Source organism: Polynucleobacter sp. TUM22923, assembly GCF_030295705.1.
Taxonomy (GTDB): Bacteria; Pseudomonadota; Gammaproteobacteria; order Burkholderiales; family Burkholderiaceae; genus Polynucleobacter.
The window spans coordinates 376163-395806 of record NZ_AP027274.1; the positions used below are offsets into that span (position 1 = coordinate 376163).

The 19644-nt window shown below is 47.1% G+C and carries 16 protein-coding genes, 1 tRNA gene and 1 pseudogene; 4 read left to right on the forward strand and 14 right to left on the reverse strand.

All coding sequences use genetic code 11. The annotated features are described in order from the left end of the window. Nucleotides 1–5: 5 nt before the first annotated feature. Nucleotides 6–1529: a DEAD/DEAH box helicase gene (locus QUD86_RS02035; RefSeq protein ID WP_502928876.1), complete on the forward strand. Its 1524-nt coding sequence runs from the start codon at nucleotides 6–8 to the stop codon at nucleotides 1527–1529. Here QUD86_RS02035 and gluQRS read toward each other — a convergent pair. After that, entirely contained in the window at nucleotides 1516–2532 is a 1017-nt protein-coding gene (gene gluQRS, locus QUD86_RS02040; protein WP_286297680.1) for a tRNA glutamyl-Q(34) synthetase GluQRS, read from the reverse strand. The genes QUD86_RS02035 and gluQRS overlap by 14 nt on opposite strands. On the opposite strand from gluQRS, the gene dnaE reads away from it, so the two are divergent. Continuing rightward, nucleotides 2509–6135 (forward strand): DNA polymerase III subunit alpha, encoded by a 3627-nt coding sequence (gene dnaE / locus QUD86_RS02045; protein WP_286297683.1) that lies wholly within the window; start codon nucleotides 2509–2511, stop codon nucleotides 6133–6135. The genes gluQRS and dnaE overlap by 24 nt on opposite strands. Here dnaE and QUD86_RS02050 read toward each other — a convergent pair whose 3' ends face one another. From QUD86_RS02050 to QUD86_RS02060, 3 genes are read right to left on the reverse strand one after another with little or no spacing between them, the layout of a single operon-like run. Further along, nucleotides 6136–7287 carry a glycosyltransferase family 9 protein gene (locus tag QUD86_RS02050; protein ID WP_286297685.1) on the reverse strand — a complete coding sequence of 384 codons (1152 nt, stop codon included), beginning with the start codon at nucleotides 7285–7287 and terminating at the stop codon, nucleotides 6136–6138. Next, nucleotides 7284–8114: a glycosyltransferase family 2 protein gene (locus QUD86_RS02055; RefSeq protein ID WP_286297686.1), complete on the reverse strand. Its 831-nt coding sequence runs from the start codon at nucleotides 8112–8114 to the stop codon at nucleotides 7284–7286. The genes QUD86_RS02050 and QUD86_RS02055 overlap by 4 nt, the downstream gene beginning before the upstream one ends. Further along, nucleotides 8087–8845, reverse strand: a complete 759-nt coding sequence (locus QUD86_RS02060) for a glycosyltransferase family 2 protein (protein ID WP_286297687.1) — start codon at nucleotides 8843–8845, stop codon at nucleotides 8087–8089. Before QUD86_RS02060 ends, QUD86_RS02055 begins: the two co-directional genes overlap by 28 nt. Nucleotides 8846–8855: 10 nt before the next feature. On the opposite strand from QUD86_RS02060, the gene msbA reads away from it, so the two are divergent. Continuing rightward, nucleotides 8856–10619, forward strand: a complete 1764-nt coding sequence (msbA, locus tag QUD86_RS02065; protein ID WP_286297688.1) for a lipid A export permease/ATP-binding protein MsbA — start codon at nucleotides 8856–8858, stop codon at nucleotides 10617–10619. Here msbA and galE read toward each other — a convergent pair. The 9 genes and pseudogenes from galE to QUD86_RS02110 form a co-directional block, all read right to left on the reverse strand. Then, nucleotides 10616–11620 carry a UDP-glucose 4-epimerase GalE gene (gene galE, locus QUD86_RS02070; protein ID WP_286297689.1) on the reverse strand — a complete coding sequence of 335 codons (1005 nt, stop codon included), beginning with the start codon at nucleotides 11618–11620 and terminating at the stop codon, nucleotides 10616–10618. The genes msbA and galE overlap by 4 nt on opposite strands. A gap of 16 nt (nucleotides 11621–11636) precedes the next feature. Then, nucleotides 11637–13100: a ribonuclease G gene (gene rng / locus QUD86_RS02075; protein ID WP_286297690.1), complete on the reverse strand. Its 1464-nt coding sequence runs from the start codon at nucleotides 13098–13100 to the stop codon at nucleotides 11637–11639. Continuing rightward, complete coding sequence (locus QUD86_RS02080) at nucleotides 13097–13720, reverse strand: Maf family protein (protein ID WP_286297691.1); 624 nt, start codon at nucleotides 13718–13720, stop codon at nucleotides 13097–13099. Before QUD86_RS02080 ends, rng begins: the two co-directional genes overlap by 4 nt. Nucleotides 13721–13725: 5 nt before the next feature. Further along, complete coding sequence (gene rlmH, locus QUD86_RS02085) at nucleotides 13726–14169, reverse strand: 23S rRNA (pseudouridine(1915)-N(3))-methyltransferase RlmH (RefSeq protein WP_286297692.1); 444 nt, start codon at nucleotides 14167–14169, stop codon at nucleotides 13726–13728. Nucleotides 14170–14182: 13 nt separating this feature from the next. Further along, nucleotides 14183–14572, reverse strand: a pseudogene (gene rsfS / locus QUD86_RS02090) (ribosome silencing factor); the annotation flags it as partial. Nucleotides 14573–14627: 55 nt separating this feature from the next. Then, nucleotides 14628–15344 (reverse strand): nicotinate-nucleotide adenylyltransferase, encoded by a 717-nt coding sequence (locus tag QUD86_RS02095; RefSeq protein WP_286297693.1) that lies wholly within the window; start codon nucleotides 15342–15344, stop codon nucleotides 14628–14630. Beyond that, entirely contained in the window at nucleotides 15345–16256 is a 912-nt protein-coding gene (gene hemF / locus QUD86_RS02100) for an oxygen-dependent coproporphyrinogen oxidase (RefSeq protein WP_286298592.1), read from the reverse strand. It abuts the gene before it with no gap. Between the two features lie 97 nt (nucleotides 16257–16353). Further along, nucleotides 16354–17631, reverse strand: a complete 1278-nt coding sequence (gene purD / locus QUD86_RS02105) for a phosphoribosylamine--glycine ligase (protein ID WP_286297696.1) — start codon at nucleotides 17629–17631, stop codon at nucleotides 16354–16356. A gap of 57 nt (nucleotides 17632–17688) precedes the next feature. Then, nucleotides 17689–18408, reverse strand: a complete 720-nt coding sequence (locus tag QUD86_RS02110) for a YebC/PmpR family DNA-binding transcriptional regulator (RefSeq protein WP_286297698.1) — start codon at nucleotides 18406–18408, stop codon at nucleotides 17689–17691. 142 nt (nucleotides 18409–18550) lie between these two features. On the opposite strand from QUD86_RS02110, the gene QUD86_RS02115 reads away from it, so the two are divergent. Further along, a tRNA-Leu gene (locus QUD86_RS02115) sits at nucleotides 18551–18635 on the forward strand. Nucleotides 18636–18676: 41 nt separating this feature from the next. Here QUD86_RS02115 and QUD86_RS02120 read toward each other — a convergent pair. Further along, nucleotides 18677–19618, reverse strand: coding sequence for a CysB family HTH-type transcriptional regulator (locus QUD86_RS02120; RefSeq protein WP_286297700.1), 942 nt, complete (start codon nucleotides 19616–19618; stop codon nucleotides 18677–18679). Between the last annotated feature and the right edge of the window lie 26 nt (nucleotides 19619–19644).

Below are 19644 nucleotides of genomic sequence, written 5' to 3' on the forward strand. Positions count from 1 at the left end.
CTACTTTGATAAATACTGTTCCTGAAATAAACACCCCTACGGAAGATGCACAGTCCGTAACTCCCGAAGTAACAATTACTTTTGCTGATTTTGGCTTAGACCCGCAGATTCAAAAAGCGGTGTCTGAGCAGGGTTACACCATTCCCACCCCAATTCAAGCGCAAGCCATTCCTCATGTGCTGGCTGGGCGTGACCTGATGGGCGCAGCCCAAACGGGTACTGGTAAAACAGCCGCATTTGTTTTGCCCATCATTCAGCAAATTTTGCGTCACGCCAGTAGTAGCTCCTCTCCTGCGCGTCACCCTATTCGTGCCTTAGTACTGACGCCTACGCGCGAGCTAGCAGTGCAGGTTGCAGAAAATGCAGCCAGCTATTCACGGCATACCCATCTTCGCTCCGCCGTTGTTTATGGTGGCGTGGATATGAAAGAACAGGTCACTACATTGCGTGGTGGTGTTGAGATTTTGATCGCCACACCAGGCCGCCTACTCGATCACCTGGGGTCAAAGGTAGCCAATCTTTCGCAGGTAGAAATTTTAGTTTTAGATGAAGCAGATCGAATGCTAGATATGGGATTTTTACCCGATCTACAGCGCATCATTGATCTCATTCCAGCGCAACGCCAAACCCTTTTGTTCTCAGCCACATTCTCTCCAGAGATTAAGAAGCTAGCGCAAAGTTATCTGCGTACTCCAGTCACTGTGGAAGTGGCGCGTCAGAATGCGGCGGCGGATACTGTTAAGCAAGTAGTCCACATGGTGGCTAGTGCAGATAAGCAACAGGCGATTGTTAGAGTCTTAGAGGCGAGAACGCTGCAAGGTTTATCGCGTCAGTGCATCATCTTTACCAATAGTCGCTTAGGTTGCGCCCGCTTAGCACGCTCTTTAGAGCGAGATGGCATTAAGGCTGGCGCGATTCATGGAGATAAGAGCCAGGGTGAGCGTACTCTGACTTTAGATGCATTTAAATCCGGTGCAATTGAAGCCTTGGTAGCGACAGATGTTGCTGCGCGTGGCTTGGATATTCCATCGATGCCTTGCGTGATTAACCATGAGTTACCGTTTAACGCTGAAGACTTTATCCATCGTATTGGCCGCACAGGGCGCGCTGGTAGCAAGGGCGATGCCATTGCTTTAGTGGATGCTAGTGAAAAACGCTTATTAGACGATATTGAAAAGCTCATGAAGCGTAAGCTTGATGTCGCGCCTTTACCGGGGAGCAATGCTTCAGGCTATTCACCTTCATCTTCATCTGAATCAAGATCAACATCAAGATCAACATCAACATCAAATTCCAGATCTAGCTCTAGATCCACAGGGTCATCATCTGGCGCCTCAACTTATGCTTCCAAGTCGCCCAGTCAAGTAGTAGACCCCTTCTTTTATAAGCCCTATGAAGCTACAGCACCTAAAGTGACTGCCGCAGATGCTGCTGATGGTGTCAATGCCAAGCCTGCAGAAATTAAAGTAGGCATTACTCCTGCCAAGCCCTCTGTTGGGGCTTTACTTGGTGGTTTTAAAAAGAAGTAAGGTTGCCATGCCGATTCCAGGCGCGAGTGGCTGCTAGTAGCCACTCTGCAATGGATACATCTTCTTGATCAGGAAGATTTCTTAAGCCAAAGTCTGTTAAGTGGTTTGCGGCTTTGCGTAACTCAGTTAACACCTGCCCTTTATCTTGCGTCTGAATAGCCGTTGCTAAAGTTTGCTTGCTTAATTTCTCACCGTTGGCATCTAGCACTAGCGGCAAATGTAAGTATTGAGGCGTCTTAAGGCCCAATAAATTGTGTAGGTGTATTTGACGCCCTGTGTTGCTCAGCAAATCGTGACCGCGCACGACATGGCTGATGCCTTGTTCGGCATCATCAACAACAACAGCCAGCTGGTAGGTGAACAAGCCGTCTCGTCGGCGCAATACAAAATCCCCTACTTCTGAACTTAAGCATTGCGCTTGATTTCCAAGGGCTATATCTTTAAATTCAATCAACAGATCTTGTGGCAGCGCCAATCTCCAGGCCGCATCAGGCAGAGCATCATTCATGGGTCGATGAACCATCCCACCTTGAGGTCTGCAGGTTCCGGGATAAATAACTTCATGGTTTCGGGGGGTAGTGACATCTTGAGCTTTCAGAGCTCCCAAGGCGCTAGCGATCATCTGCCGAGAGCAAGTGCATGCGTAGATCAAATGGAGGGTATGTAAGCGCTCTAGAGCCTTTTGGTAGCGCTCTAAGTGGCATGACTGCCAAGTAGGCTCTTCGTCCCAGTAGAGGCCACAGGCAAGCAATTGGCGCCTGATTGCATCATCTGCCCCAGCAATGCAGCGGGGTGTATCAATATCCTCTATTCGGAGGAGCCATTTACCCTGATTTTTTCGGGCATCTAGCCAACTTCCCAGGGCAGCCACTAGCGATCCAGCATGCAGTGGGCCGGTTGGGGAGGGGGCAAAGCGGCCCCGATAGCCGTTAAATAAGGGTGAGGGGTTTTGAGATCTGTTCACAGCTAAAATGATCTCATGGCTACACCCCATTTTGTTCATCTACGCGTTCATTCCGAATTTTCGATTACGGATGGCATCGTTCGCATTGACGATGCTGTTGCCGCTGCTGAAAAAGATCAAATGGGGGCATTGGCCCTCACAGACTTAAGTAATTTATTTGGCTTGATTCGTTTTTACACGGCTGCTCGCAACGGTGGTGTTAAGCCAATAGCAGGGGCAGATGTCTGGATTAGCAACCCTCAGGATCCTGATCAACCCTTTCGTTTGCTGCTTTTAGTTCAAAATCATTCTGGCTACTTAAATCTTTGCCAATTGCTGAGTAAAGCTTCCCTAGAAAATCAATCGCGCGGCCGCGCCGAGATTGATGCTGAGTGGTTCAATGAGCCCGCCTCTAAAGCCGAAGATAAAGTGGCCAAACGAACCCTGGCTTACGGACTGATTGCCCTGTCTAGTGGCCGCTGGGGTGATGTCGGTGTGGCACTCTTGGCGGGGCAAGATGCTCAGGCAACAGCGGCAGCCAAACGCTGGAGCACGTTATTTCCAGAGGCTTTTTATATTGAAGTGCAGCGGGGAGGCCATCCCCAGGATGAGAAGCAGCTTCAGCTAGCATGCCATCTTGCTAGTGAACTAGATCTTCCTATTGTAGCCACACACCCTGTTCAGTTTATGCAGCAGAGCGATTTTATTGCGCATGAGGCGCGGGTATGCATTGCTGAAGGCGAGCTTTTAGGTAATCCACGTCGCCCAAAGAAATTTAATGATGAGCAATATTTTTTATCGCAAGCGCAGATGGCGCAGCGGTTTGCTGATTTACCAACAGCCCTAGCTAATTCAGTAGAAATTGCCAAGCGTTGCAATTTATCTCTAGTACTAGGGCAGCCACGCCTGCCAGACTTTCCGACCCCACCGGGCATCACGCTTGACGACTATTTATTGCAGCAGTCTGAAGTTGGTTTACAGCGTCACATGATGCGTAACTTTCCGGATGCAGAAGAGCGCACCAAAGAGCAGCAACGGTATCAAGAGCGCCTAGTTTTTGAGGTGAAGACTATCGCCCAGATGGGTTTTCCAGGCTACTTTCTGATTGTTGCGGATTTTATTAACTGGGCTAAAAATAATGGGGTGCCCGTTGGCCCAGGTCGTGGATCTGGAGCGGGTTCTTTAGTAGCGTATTCGCTGGGTATTACTGATCTAGATCCACTGCGCTATAACTTGCTTTTTGAGCGCTTCCTCAATCCAGAGCGGGTATCGATGCCCGACTTTGATATTGACTTTTGCCAGCATGGGCGCGATCGCGTTATTCAGTATGTAAAAGATAAGTATGGCAAGGACGCAGTTAGCCAAATTGCTACTTTTGGCACGATGGCGGCTCGCGCAGCAATTCGAGATGTGGGTCGTGTGCTAGAGCAGGGATATAACTTCGTCGATGGCATTGCTAAATTGATTCCGAATAAGCCAGGTCAATATATGACTATCGAAATGGCTAAGAAAGAGGAGAAGCAATTAGCCGAGCGGGAGAAAAATGAAGATGAGGTACGCCAGCTTTTGTCCTTAGCGCAGCAACTAGAGGGCATGACCCGTAACGTTGGTATGCATGCTGGTGGCGTGCTTATTGCCCCTGGACGCTTAACTGATTTCTGTCCGCTCTATACGCAAGAAGCAAAAGATTCAAAAGACCAAAGTAGTAACGCTGTGATTAGTCAGTTTGACAAGGATGACGTAGAGTCGATTGGCTTGGTGAAGTTTGACTTTTTGGGCTTAACGACGCTGACTATTTTGGCGGCTGCTGAAAAGTGGATTCAAACGCTTCACTCGGATCGCCAGGACTGGAATATTGGCGAGATTGCTTTAGATGATCCAAAAACATTTGAAGTATTAAAAAATGCCAATACGGTTGCTGTGTTTCAGCTAGAGAGTCGCGGCATGCAAGGCATGTTGCGAGAGGCTAAGCCGGATCGCTTCGAAGATATTATTGCGCTCGTCGCCTTATATCGCCCAGGCCCAATGGATTTGATACCCGATTTTATTGAGCGTAAGCATGGTCGTCAAAAGGTGGAGTATCCCGATCCCCGTATTGAGTCTGTGCTGGAAGAGACCTACGGCATCATGGTGTATCAAGAGCAGGTGATGCAGATGGCCCAGATGATTGGTGGGTATTCATTAGGTGGTGCAGACATGCTGCGCCGAGCGATGGGTAAGAAAAAGCCGGAAGAGATGGCGCAGCACCGAAAAATTTTTAGTGATGGCGCAAAAGCAGGTGGTGTTGCTGAAGGTAAAGCGAATGAAATTTATGATTTGATGGAGCGCTTTGCGGGTTATGGATTTAACAAATCACATGCCGCTGCTTATGCGCTTTTAGCCTACCAAACTGCTTGGCTAAAAGCTTATTATCCTGCTGAATTTATGGCGGCCAACTTATCGCTTGCAATGGATGACACTGACAAGATCAAAATTCTGTATGACGATTGCTTGGTAAATCAGATACGTGTGTTCTCACCAGATATTAATACTGGGGTCTATGTATTTACCCCTTTACGAGCGCCCAATGCAGCCCCCGATGAGCCGCTCAGCCATATTCGTTATGGACTGGGCGCCGTTCGGGGTACTGGTGAGGCAGCGATTGAAGTGATTGTGAAGGCCCGTGAAAAGGATGGCCCATTTAAGGATCTCTTTGATTTTTGTGCTCGAGTGGATCGTCGCCAAGTAAATCGTCGTGCTATCGAAGCACTGATGCGCGCGGGAGCCTTTGATAGCTTGTATAAAGACTCGATGCCTGCAGGGGGCAATCTCTATGATATCCGCGCAACTTTGCTAGCTTCTTTGGCCCGAGCGATCGAGGCGGCCGAGCAAGCAGAAGCCTCTATTAATCAAGTGAGCTTATTTGAAGTAGCGGGCGAAGCAGACAGTCATTTACCGGAGTTGGTTCGTGAACCTATCTGGTCAGAAAAAAAGCGCTTACAAGAAGAAAAGACTGCACTTGGGCTTTGTCTCACAGGGCATATGTTTGATGCCTATCGCGATGAGACAACCCATTTCATACGTCAGTCACTTGCGAAAGTAACTGAGGGTAAGGATCAATTGATCGCCGGAATTATTACCTCTGCACGGATGCTCACGGGTCAGCGTGGTCGTATGATGATTGCCACCATCGATGATGGCTCAGCTGCTCTTGAGGTAACCCTCTACAGTGAAGTGTACGAACCAAATCGTTCTTGGCTCAAAGAGGATGAGCTCTTGGTGGCCAAAGTCAACGTCAGTCCAGATAAATTTTCTGGCGGAGTACGCATTGTTTCCGAGGCCGTGATGAATATTACGGGTGCCCGCATGCGGTTTGCTCGCAATGTGCATCTGAATATGGATACAGGCATTGACCTTAGATCACTGCGTAGTCAGCTTGGCCCTTACCTGATGAGTGCGCGAGTGCGTGATCCTAAATTAGGCCCCGCAGTTGCAGCCATATCGGCTGGCAATGAGGGCATCAAGGGTCTGATATTGACTGCTGCCGTGACAACCAGTGGCGGCGCTTGCTTAATGCAGTTCCCCGAAGAGCTTCGTATTTATCCTGATGATGCTTGTCTGCATAGCCTAAACCAAATACTGTCTGCCAAACAGCCAAATTCAGCACAAGTTCAATATTTATAGCTAGGTAGCATTCTTTAGCGCTTCAATGACTTGATTAGGTTCTAGTTGATCAAGGCATTCGCTTTTGCTATTCACGTGATCGTCACAACCCGCTTTTCTGCAGGGCACACACGTTCCAGGGCCTTGCAAAATAGTGACATTGCCGACCATTTGAGTGCGCGCTCTTAATTGATAGGGCTGCTCTCCAATAAAGCCATTGGGCCATGGCCCAAAGTTGGTTGGGGGTGTTGGGCCAAATAAGGCAATTGTGGGCGTATTGCAGGCGGCAGCTAAATGCGTAATTGAGGTATCTACCCCCACATAAGCGATTGCCCCACGAATCAGTGAGCTCGCTTGAGGAATCGATAGCTGTCCGGCTGTGTCAACGACTTTCTGCCTAGTCTCTGCATCTAAGAGAGAAAGGATATCTCTATTGAGCTGAAGATCTTGTTTTGCTGGAGATGCGCTTAATACGACTTGCCAACCCTGCTGTACAGCCCAAGTAATGAGTGTTTGCCAATACGCTAAAGGCCAACGCTTGTACGCCGTGAGGGGCCCAGGATGCATCACGATATAGGGTGAGCGAAGTTGATTGGCAATACTGACAGAGATGGCCTCTCCTGCGGGCGGGCTGACTGAAATCGGTTTGCTAAATAAGGATGCCGTATGTTGAAAAAATATTTCTAGTAAGCGAATCTTTTCAGTAATGACATGTTGGTCAAAGTAATCCACTTGGACTGTATGCAGGCTGATGGCTTTCTTCCAGAGATTTTGTTTATCACTCTTATTTTTCTTTAGCTTATCTTGCTCAGTTAGACCTTGGGGGTGTCCGCCTAAGATACCCACCCTAGTGCGAGCTGCAACTAATCCATAGGCGTATGCACGATCACTCGGTTGCGTTACGAAAGCCAAATCGTAGCGCTGAAAAAGGCGGAAGAATAAGGCGAGATATTCTGTAAAGCTGGGGCGGTCTGAGGTTTCAATAATCTGAGTAATATCGGTATTGCCCTTAAGCATCTCGAGTTTCCCGCGATATCCCAGAAAATGAAACTCAGCATCAGGCCAGAGCTCACGTGCTTTAGAAATCAGTGGAGTAGTTACGAGGACATCACCAATCTGTCGAGTCGCGATGAATAATACTTTTTTAGGTTTTAGGTTTGAAAATAGACTCATGCTACTGACCTAGCTTGATCAGTTGGTGATGCCTTAGCAAGAATTTTTTCCCTTACCCGACGAGCATTTTCTGCTGCATTAGATTGATCGTTGATTTGGTGATACAGGTGTAAAACCTCTGTGGACCAAGATCCTGATTTACGTATCAAGCCATTATTTTGAAGTCTAAAAACAAAATCAGCGTCTTCATGACCCCAGCCAGTCATGCTCTCATCGAATCCATCGATCTGCAGGGCGTCTTTTTTCCAGCAGGCCATATTGCACCCTTTAATGCGCCGCCAAACAAATTTCCGATACTTTCGCCAAGAGCCATCACCTAGTTGAATCTTCAGAGGTAAGTATTTATTGATTCCACCTGAGAGCCAATTACTTAATAGACTGCTTGAAAAATCCTGATAGCTCCAGGCTGGCAAATGAATAAGGCGTCTTGTTAGCTGAGCACTCAACAAAACACGACTACCCGTAACAAGACAGCCTTTTTCTGAAAGTTGCCGATGCCTTGCAATAAAGTCAGGCTGCACGATACAGTCGCCATCAAGAAACACTAAGTAGTTTCCATTTGACACTTGAATAGCTTGATTGAGAATTCGTGTTTTACGAAATCCCTGGTCTTCCTGCCAGAGGTGGGTAATAGTTACTGGAAAATGCTGCTGAATCACCTTAACTAAAGCTCCGGTATCCGCGGCAGATCCATCATCGGCGATGATTATCTCAAAATGTAAATCCGTCTGCGAGCCCAGGGACTGCAGGCACAGTTTTAGAGCTTGTGGCCAGTTATAGGTCGCCAGAATTACTGAGATCATTTGGCTTGTTGGTGCAGTTGCCATAACTTCATGTAGCGATAGTAGGTACCTTGACCATTTGAAATTGCTAGAGCAAGGCCTTGGGCGCCGTCTAAAAAACCTAAACGAACGCAGTAGGTTCGAAAGAATGACCAAAAGCCATGGAGAACCGCCTTTAAGGGGGTGCTAGTTTTCCCTTGAGCAAAAGCTTGCTCTGCAGAAGCAGTTGAATAGCGGTCAATTTTTTGCAGCACTTGCGAGAAGTTCATAAAGCTAAAGTGCAGCATGGGGTTCTGTAATTTGGCGACCTCACCATTGGGCAATAGGCGCTCGTGTACCAGATCATTGGAGAAGCGCGCTGTGCCCCGCTTAAATAGCCTATCAACAAAGTCGGGATTCCATCCAGAATGACGGATAAATCTCCCGCAATACCAAGAAAGCCGGGGGATCGCAAAGCAATCTATTTGGGCCGGGTGGTGCATGGCCGTCAAAATCTCGCTTCTCAGGGCTGGGCTGAGTCTTTCATCAGCATCTAGGGAGAGAACCCAATCGCCGGTCGCTAAGTCTAGGGCGCGATTCTTTTGTGGCCCGAAACCAGGCCAATCTGCAGGGGTAGAGATCAATGCGCCATACTTTTGAGCAATTTCTAGGGTCTTATCGGTGCTACTGGTGTCAACCACTACGATTTGCTGAGCAATGCCCTCTAGAGAGGCCAAACAATCGGCCAAATTGGCTTCTTCGTTGCGGGTGATGAGGACGACAGATAAGGTGGGCATAATTCATTATATGAATGCTCAAGACCGTACCGCCCTAAATCGCTTAATTCAATATCTCAAACCCCATTTGGGCATGATTATTGGCTCTTTATTAGCCATGGCTTTAGTCGCCGCCGCTGAAACCTCAATTCCCGCGCTGATGAAGCCCTTGCTTGATCGAGGCTTCACTGGTGAGATGGATGGCAAATTATGGCAAGTGCCCGTATTTTTGGTGGGACTTGCTTTGGTGCGAAGTTTGGCTCAATTTTTGTCTAACTATTTACTAACTCGGGTCATTAATGCGGTGCTCTTGAAATTGCGAGAGCAAATGTTTCAAACGCTATTACGGGCCAGCACTACTTTCTTTCAAAAGAACTCAGCCTCCAGTCTCATTAACGCTGTGGTGTTTGAAGTAAACAACGTACTGAGTATTTTAGGCAGTATGTTAATTAGTCTGGTGAGGGACTCCCTTACGGTTGTGGGCCTAATTGGTTATTTGATTTATTTAAATTGGCAGTTAACTTTAGTAGTGCTAGTCATTTTTCCAATCATTGCGTTTGTCATGAGCAAGATCAACAAACGTTTACGTTCGCTAAATCGCCAGCAACAAAATCTGACTAGTGAGCTGGCTTATATCGTAGAAGAATCTGCTGCTGGTTATAAGATTGTGAAGGTGCACGGAGCCGAGCAATATGAGATGCATCGTTTTATGGAAAAAGCAGAGCGCTTGCGCCAATTCTCTTTGAAGGCTGCGGTAGCTGGAGGACTGAATCAACCGATTACGCAGTTGATCGCTTCGATGGCGCTTTCTGTGGTGCTAGTAATTGCCCTGATGCAATCCGCTTCAGAGGGTACTACGGTTGGCGGTTTCGCCGCGTTTGTTACTGCCATGATGTTAGTTATTTCACCAATTAAACACTTGGCCGATATTAACCAACCCTTACAACGTGGCTTGACTGCGGCTGAAATGATTTTTGATCTCATGGATCAACCCATTGAGGAAGACGAGTCTCGTAAGATCAATATGAAGCCCCTTGTAAAAGCAAAGGGAGCCATTCGATTTGAAGAGGTTGGATTTTCTTATCAGCAAGAGTCGGGTCGTCAAGATGCGCTGCGCAATGTCAATCTAGATATTAAGGCTGGTGAAGTGGTGGCATTTGTCGGCCCTTCTGGCGGCGGAAAATCTACCTTAGTAAATCTATTACCTCGCTTCTTCAGCCCGACTAGTGGGCATATCTATCTGGACGATATTTCCCTAGAGGAGATCGTGCTCTCAGATGTCCGCAAGCAAATGGCATTTGTTAGTCAAGATGTTATTTTATTTAATGACAGTATTGCGGCGAACGTAGCCTATGGTGCATTAGGCCCAGAGGGAATTGATCGTGGGCGTGTAATTGATGCATTAGAGGCTGCTAATTTATCCGCACTAATGAAGGAGATGCCTCAAGGCATTGATACGCAAATCGGCGATAACGGAAATCGATTATCTGGTGGACAGCGTCAGCGCTTAGCAATTGCCAGAGCAATTTATAAGGATGCGCCCATCTTGATTCTGGATGAGGCAACCTCTGCCTTAGATTCTGAATCAGAGCGTCAGGTGCAGGATGCTCTAGAGCGATTAATGGCTGGCAGGACCACGCTTGTCATTGCACATCGACTCTCGACCATTGAGCATGCTGATCGCATTGTGGTGCTGGAACATGGACGAGTGATTGAGAATGGCTCACATCAGGAATTAATCACGAAGGATGGCTTGTATGCCAATCTGCACCGTATTCAGTTCTCGAATGCCTAGGATGTTCTATTGTTTTTAATCCAAAGCCAAGTACTGCTGCAAATCTCGGATAAGCCTCGTTTGGTCTCCCAGCCAAGAAGATCTCGAGCCTTATTAGCCTTGGCGTAGTACTCCGCAAGATCTCCAGGACGACGTCCTACCACCTGATAAGGAATCTTTTGGCCTGATGCACTTTCAAAGTGGTGGAGTAGCTCCAGAACACTACGACTATTTCCACTGCCTAGATTAAAGGCGTGACAACCAGGACTATTCTTTAGCCATGTCAGCGCAGCTAAATGACCTTCTGCCAAGTCGACCACATGAATGTAGTCTCGCTTCCCAGTGCCATCTTCAGTTTCGTAATCATCCCCGAAGATATTTAAGCTCGGCAATTTTCCATTAACAACCTGTGCAATGACAGGCATCAAATTATTAGGGATGCCGTTAGGATCTTCACCGATAAGCCCTGATTCGTGCGCGCCAACAGGATTGAAATATCTGAGGCAGGCAATCTTCCAGGTTGTGTCACTTGTAGCCAGATCTCTCAGAATTTCTTCTATTTGGAGCTTATTGCGACCATAAGGGTTGGTTGGTGAGGTTGGGTGTGCCTCGTCATAAGGCAGGTAAATGGGGTCTCCATAGACGGTAGCGCTACTACTGAACACTAAAGTACTAATGCCGACGGACTGCATTGCTTGTATTAAGCTGATGCTACCTTGTACATTATTGGCATAGTATTCGATAGGCTTTTGAGAGGATTCTCCAACAGCCTTTAAACCAGCCAGATGAATCACGGCGTCAATTTTTTGATCCCGTAAAACTTGACTAAGCTTTTTTGTATCGCGTATTTCGCCCTCAGTAAATTCGACGGTTTTCGCAGATAGCTCTTGAATGCGAGTGAGAGTCTCGGCTTTACTATTGCACAGGTTATCGTAAATATGAACGCGATAGCCAGCAGAAGCTAAAAGTACGGCAGTATGACTGCCAATGTAACCCATTCCCCCAGTTAGTAGAATATTCAAGTGCACCTCTTAATAGTTAGCTTAAGACAATATCGTATTGCTCTTGGCGGAAGCTGCCTTCTGCCTGCAGTGTGATGGGCTTATTAATAAAGTCACCTAACTGAGCCAGAAATTGATTTTCTTCTTCCAAAAATAGATCAATCACGTCTGGAGCAGCCACAATTCGGAATTCACGGGGATTAAATTGGCGATGCTCGCGCACAATTTCTCGAAGAATCTCATAACAAATCGTTTGGGCTGTTTTCATTTCACCTTTACCCTGGCAGGTAGTGCAGGGCTCGCAAGTAATATGGGCAAGGGATTCTCGAGTCCGTTTGCGCGTCATTTCTACTAAGCCTAGTGTTGAAAAGTCATTTACTGACGTTCGTGCATGATCTCGCTCTAAATTGCGATTAAGCTCATATAAAACAGATGCTTGGTGATCTTTACTTAGCATGTCGATGAAATCAATGATGATGATTCCACCAAGATTGCGTAAACGTAATTGACGTGCAATGGCTTGGGCTGCCTCTAGATTTGTTTTAAATACGGTGTCATCTAAGTTTCGCGCTCCAACATAGCTGCCGGTATTAACGTCGATCGTCGTCATGGATTCCGTTTGATCAACCATTAAGTAGCCGCCAGATTTCAGGTCTACTCTGCGGCCAAGCGCTTTATTAATCTCGGTATCTACATCAAATAAATCAAATAGGGCGCGCTCCCCACGATGAAGAGTTAACTTATTCAATAAGTTGGGCATATACAGTGTGGCAAATGCTTTTAGTTTCTCAAAGTTTTCAGCGGAATCCACCCGAATTTGCGTGGTTTGTTCGCCAGCAACATCACGCAGCACTCGTTCTGCAAGACTGAGATCTTGGTACAGTAAGCTTGGCGCGGCATGATGATTTACCGCCTCCCGAATTTTTTCCCAGGTAGTGCGAAGATAATGCATGTCATGTTGTAGTTCGGTATCACTGGCATCTTGTGCGCTTGTGCGAACAATGATTCCCCCCTTTTCATCTGCAGGCATCAGGCCAGCTAAACGGGTCTTAATTGCTTCACGCTCTTCGGGTTGATCAATTCTTTGGGATACGCCAATATATTTTTCGGCTGCGGCATCCGTACCTGCGGGTGGCAGGTACACCAAGTTTCGTCCAGCAATACTAAGTTGGGTAGTGAGTCGAGCCCCTTTGGTTCCTAGTGGATCCTTGAGAACTTGAACTAAAACATTTTGCCCTTCAAACAACAGCTTTTCAATCTGAGCTTGTGGGTTATTTTGCGTGATATCGGCAACATGCATGAAGGCAGTGCGTTCTAATCCAACTTCGATAAAGGCAGACTGCATTCCCGGGAGTACGCGAACTACTTTCGCTAAATAGATATTGCCAACAATACCGCGCTGAAGGGTGCGTTCAATTTGAAGCTCTTGCACTGCGCCCTGTTGTATCAAGGCTACCCGAGTTTCTTGGGGGGTAATGTTGATCAGAATTTCTTCATTCATATGCGGGCGACTTTGGCAAAATCTAATAATTGATTAACTTCAAAAATAGGTAAACCCATGATACCGCTATAGCTTCCTTGAATAGAGGAGATAAATGCTCCTCCAAAGCCTTGAATGCCATAAGCACCCGCTTTTCCAAAGGGTTCACCACTGGCGATATAGCGACTGATTTGCTGCTCTGTTAGAGGGCAGAACTGTACTTTTGATACCTGTACTAGGCGCAATGGCTCGCTTGCTGGATCTGTTATCAAAACAACCGAGGTCAATACCTCATGCGTCTTGGCGCTGAGCATCTCTAAAATTCTAGCGGCATCTTTTGCATCTATTGGTTTTCCGAGAATTACTCCATCGGGATTATTTGGCAGGCTAACGGTAGTATCAGCACATAAGATTGGTGCCCAAGGCTTCCCGCTTACTTTCCAGCGCTCTAATGCAACAACGCTTTTAGCAAGTGCGACGCGTTGAACGTAGTCATCTGCTTTTTCATTCGGGAGGGAAATCTCAAGGCTCTCAGTATCTTCATCTGCTGATGCAATGAGCATCTCAAATTGAACTCTAATCTGCTTGAGTAGTTCTTGGCGCCGAGGGCTTTGTGATGCCAGATAAATATAAGAAAACATAAGATTTACTCGCGGTGGTAGGGGTGACCTTGCAAAATAGTCCAAGCACGATAAAGTTGCTCTACCAGAATGACTCTAGCCATTGCATGCGGTAGTGTCAGGCTTGATAAACGCCACATTGCCTGAGCACCCTCTTTTAGGCTGGCATCGAGGCCATCAGCCCCACCAATCAGAAAAGTAATATCAAAGCCCTCTTGACGCCAATGGGCTAACTGAGTGGCTAGGTGTTGCGTACCTTGATCTTTTCCGCGCTCATCCAGTGCAATGACTCGTGATCCTTTAGGAATAGCGGCAGTGATTTTGAGTGCTTCTTTTGCCGGCGTGAGGTCTGGCTTAATCTCTTTTATTTCAATACTGCAATCAGATGGCATCCGTTTGATGTAGTCCTGAGTTGCGATAGCAACCCAGTCTGGCATTTTGTGACCAACAGAAACAATGGTTAAGCGCATCTAGCAATGACTACTCTTCGTCGTCCTCTGGCTCGCTAGCCTTAACCAGTCCTTTATCAGCAGCGAGCTTGACGCGGACAGGTTTAGCGCCCCACATGCCTTCCAACTGGTAATAAGCCCGTAATGCAGGCTGCAGAATATGCACAACAATATCGCCGCAATCTACCAATACCCATTCTCCGGTTTCTAAGCCTTCGACGGAGATGACTTCACCACCCTTGGCGTTGACATCCTCTTTGACTGACATGGCTAATGAGCGGGTTTGGCGGTTACTGGAACCGGTAGCAATAATGACGCGATCAAATAGGTCGGTTAACCCAGTGGTGTCATACACCCGAATATCCTGTGCTTTGACGTCTTCTAGGGCATCGATCACGACGCGTTGTAATTTTGTTAAGTCCATATTTTCTTTGCTATTTTTCTTTAAATTTCTATATATAGGGGTGATCTTAGCTTGATTACTTGTATAAGCCCAGATTCATGATGCGTTCTAGTGTGTGAGAGGGAATAGATTTAGCAGCCGTAGCGCTAGAAGGGGCGCTTTTTAAGTGCGCACGAAGTTCGGTTGAAGAAATATCTACTGAAAGGCTATTGTCTATGTAAATGAGGCCAAAAGGATTATTTTCAAGGGCTTGAGGGTCGCTAGTTTGATGTTTAGTGAGTAATTGCTGGATTTTAGGGCTGATTTCATCAGAAAGCGCATGCTGTGGCCTACTGGCTACAGCAAAATTCACATAATTTAAGAGTTGATCCCAGGAGTTCCAAGTATCGAGCTGCATTAAGGAGTCTGCGCCCATGAGCCAGCATAAGCTCGCATTGTCGCCAAAGCGCTCACGCAGTGCTTTAGCGGTATCAATCGCATAACTTGGGCCAGGGCGATCTATCTCGATGCGCTCAATACCAATCAGCGTAGGGATCTTTGCATAAAGGAATGTTTTCGCTAAATCAATGCCCGCTGCCTCGGTTAACTGCAAACGAATTTCTGCAGGCGTAACATCCGATCCCTTTTGCCAAGGCTGCCCACTAGGAATAAGTAGCAACTCATCCAAATGGAGCGCTTTGGCAAAATGGGCCGCAAGCTGCAGATGGCCCAGATGGGGGGGGTCAAAAGTGCCGCCGAAGATGCCAATTTTTTTTAGTTTATCTGGGGTAGGTGTAGGTGTAGGTAATGCCATTTAGGCCAACCAGTCGCGCGGCTTTAGGTAGTAGTCGTATAGCTTAGCTTCCGGCGTTCCTGCTTTTGGTTGCCAGTTGTACCACCATTGCACTACTGGAGGCATCGACATCAAGATCGATTCTGTCCTGCCGCCAGAGTGGAGGCCAAAAATAGTCCCACGGTCAAAAAGGAGGTTGTATTCCACATAGCGACCACGACGATATTCTTGAAACGCTTTTTCTTCGGGCGTAAAGCTATCTTGGTGTCGACGTTTCACGATCGGCAAATAAGCATCAATAAAAGCATCGCCAACGGCACGCGTCATTGCAAAGCTATCTTCAAATCCCAGTTGATTAAAATCATCAAAGAAAACACCGCCGATACCGCGGGGCTCATCACGATGCTTTAAATAAAAGTATTCATCACACCATTTTTTAAACTGAGGATAGAGGGTTTCACCAAAGGGATCTAAAGCATCCTTAGCTGTTTGATGAAAATGTCTGCAGTCTTCATCTACGCCGTAATACGGCGTGAGGTCGAAGCCGCCACCGAACCACCAGACTGGCTCTTTATCAGGTGCTTGCGCTATAAAGCAGCGCACATTCATATGGGTGGTCGGTATCTTTGGACTGCGTGGATGGAATACTAGTGAAACCCCCATTGCTTCAAAGCTTCGGCCTGCAACTTCAGGACGGTGATGTGTGGCTGAGGGTGGCATCTGATCACCGCGAACATGAGAAAACCCTACGCCACCTTTTTCCAAAATATTGCCGCCATCCAGAGTGCAGGTACGGCCATAACCTTGAAGTTTGCTATCTGCTGGCTTCTCCCAGGCATCCACCAAAAACGCTTTGCCATCAAGGCCACTCATTGCGCTGGTGATGCGATCTTGCAGGCCTAAGAAGTAAGCTTTGAGGGTTGCAATATCAATCGGATTTTGTGTACTTGATGACAAGGGCGAATACTTTTTTATAGGAGGTCAATATGGGTTAGGTAAGTAGGCAACTAGCTAGATAACTAATCAGAAATTATTTAACCGCGCGATAGCCAATATCGTTACGGTATTGCATTCCATCAAAATGAATCTTAGCAATCGCCTCGTACGCTTTTTGTTGTGCACCACGAACAGTATCGGATAAGCCAACGATGCACATTACTCGCCCACCAGAGGTTACTAGTTGGCCATCTTGCAGCTTAGTACCCGCATGAAAGGTTAATTGATCTTCGGTATCTTGCGTAATGCCCGTAATGACATCACCGTTACGTGGTGTTTCTGGATAGTTGTGGGCCGCAAGGACAACACCCAAGGCAGTTCTACGATCCCACTCAAGCTCTACCTCATTCAGTGTTCCATCCACAGCATGATCTAGTGCATTAACTAAATCACTACGCAAGCGAGCCATGATGGGCTGCGTCTCTGGATCGCCCATACGGCAATTAAATTCTAGGGTCTTGATTTTTCCATCGGGCGTAATCATGAGTCCAGCATATAAAAATCCTGTGTAGGGAATACCATCGGCTTGCATCCCTTTTACAGTTGGCATGATGACTTCACGCAATGCACGCGCATGAATCTCTGGAGTAACAACTGGGGCAGGAGAGTAAGCCCCCATACCGCCTGTATTAGGACCCTGATCTGCATCGAGTAAGCGCTTGTGATCTTGGCTAGTCGCTAAGGCTAAAACATGTTTACCGTCGACTAAAACAATAAAGCTAGCCTCTTCACCAGCAAGAAACTCTTCTATAACAACCCGTGCGCCAGCATTGCCTAATTTATTGTCAGCTAGCATCATATCGACGGCTGCATGCGCTTCTTCTGAGTGCATCGCTACCACCACCCCTTTGCCTGCGGCCAATCCATCGGCCTTAATCACAATAGGCGCTCCTTTGGCCTCAATGTAGGCATGCGCCTCCAAAGCGTTAGAAAAGGTTTGATATTCCGCAGTAGGAATGCCATGCCGTTTCATAAAGGCTTTGGAGAAATCTTTAGAGGACTCTAGTTGTGCGGCTAGTTGAGTGGGTCCAAAGATGCGCAAACCATTGGCACGAAATAAATCTACGATACCGGCAGCCAGTGGGGCTTCAGGACCTACAACAGTAAGGTGAATATTTTCACGTTTAGCAAAGTCTACGAGATCTTGCAAATCAGAGATCGGCAGATTTTCGATCCCCGCTGTTGTTTGTTTCGCTGTGGCTGTACCGCCGTTACCAGGGGCAACAAATACCTTTTGTACATGTGATGACTGAGCTAACTTCCAGGCAAGCGCATGTTCACGTCCGCCAGAGCCAATTAAAAGAATTTTCATAAAGAGTTAATTAAAAAAGATTGTAAATAGCTTCAATTTGGTCGCAATAGGCGATGACTAGAATGAGACATTCGTAAATACTTCTTGTACATCATCTAAGTTTTCAAGAGCATCTAGTAGTTTTTGCATGCTGTCGGCTTGATCACCCTCTAGGGCAATTTCATTTTCTGGGCGCATGGCTACTGTCGCCAATTCTGGCTTTAGGCCTGCATTCATGAGGGCATCCTGAATCTTGGAAAAATCCGGTACCGGCGTCAATACTTCAATCGAGCCATCATCGTGTGTGAGTACATCATCTGCGCCAGCATCTAGTGCTATTTCCAGTAATTGATCTTCATTCGAGCCAGGCGCAAAAAGCATTTGCCCGCAATGCTTAAACATAAACGCAACCGAACCTTCTGCGCCCATATTGCCACCATTTTTATTAAATGCATGACGAACTTCAGCAACGGTGCGGGTGCGGTTATCCGTTAAGCAGTCAACAATAATGGCAGCTCCATTGATCCCATAACCTTCATAACGAATCTCTTCGTAGTTCACCCCCTCTAACGAACCTGTGCCACGCGAAATAGCGCGTTGTACATTGTCATTGGGCATGTTGGCGTCTTTAGCCTTATCAATGGCTAGGCGCAAGCGGGGATTAGTGCCAATATCGCCACCGCCTAATTTAGCTGCAACAGTAATTTCTTTAATGAGTTTGGTCCAAATCTTCCCGCGCTTTTCGTCTTGACGTCCTTTGCGGTGCTGAATATTGGCCCATTTCGAATGGCCGGCCATACGGGTAAGTCCTTCTGAGTAATTTGGCTTGAAGACGATATTTTAAGTGCTTCTCACATGAATAACGGCTCTGCGCATACTTTTTTTGTTACACTCTTTCCTCGATGTGCGCTTCAATGCAGTTTTTCCTCTGCAAACACCTGCCCCGGTGATGGAATTGGTAGACGTGCCGGACTCAAAATCCGGTGCCGCAAGGCGTGGCGGTTCAAGTCCGCCCCGGGGCACCAGTCTTAGTCGACTGATTCTGGGTCCCTAGTACCCGCAATCCCTAAATTTCATATGTTTCTGACTCGTTATTCATAGCTTGCTCGACGATCTTTTTGGTGAGTGTCGGTGAGAAAAGCTCAATAAAGGTGTACACAAACGAGCGCAGGTAAGCGCCTTGCTTGACGCCTAGATGAGTCACATTGTTTCCAAAAAGATGCCCAACAGGAATGACTCGTAGATTGCGATCTCGATCAGCATCATAGGCTAGGCCAGCCACAATACCCACGCCCATGCCAGTTTCAACATAGGTCTTAATCACATCTGCATCAATGGCTTCCAAAATAATGTCAGGGCTTAAATTGCGTTGTGCAAATGCGGCGTCGATCTTACTTCGACCTGCAAAGGCTTTGTCATAAGTGATCAGGGGGTACTTTGCAATTTCTTCAAGGGTGACAGTTGCTTGATTAAGGAGGGGGTGACTGAGCGGCACCATGACGACGTGATGCCACTGGTAACCGGGTAAGGCGAGCACGCCTGGCGTATTGGCAATGCCTTCAGTAGCAATGGCGATATCTGCACGGTCATGAATCAGTAGCTCTGCAATCTGCCCCGGGTTTCCTTGTTGAATACTGACGCGTACTTTTGGAAAGCGTTTCGTGAATTCAGTGAGCACTTTGGGGAGCGCATAGCGGGCTTGCGTATGCGTGGTCGCAATAACAAAGCTCCCCTGATCTTGACTCGCAAAATCTTTCCCCACCCGCTTTAAAGTCTCTACCTCATCCAGAATGCGTTCAATGGACAAAAGAATGCGTTTTCCAGGCTCAGTAAGGGAGCGGACGCGTTTGCCATGGCGTCTGAAGATTTCTACGCCCAGTTCATCTTCAAGCTCAATGATGGCCTTAGAAACACCTGGTTGTGAGGTGAAGAGTGCTTTAGCAGCACTGGTGAGATTGAAGTTCTGCCTCACTGCCTCGCGCACAAAGCGAAATTGATGCAAGTTCATCTGAATTCCATTCTTTATATCTTTAT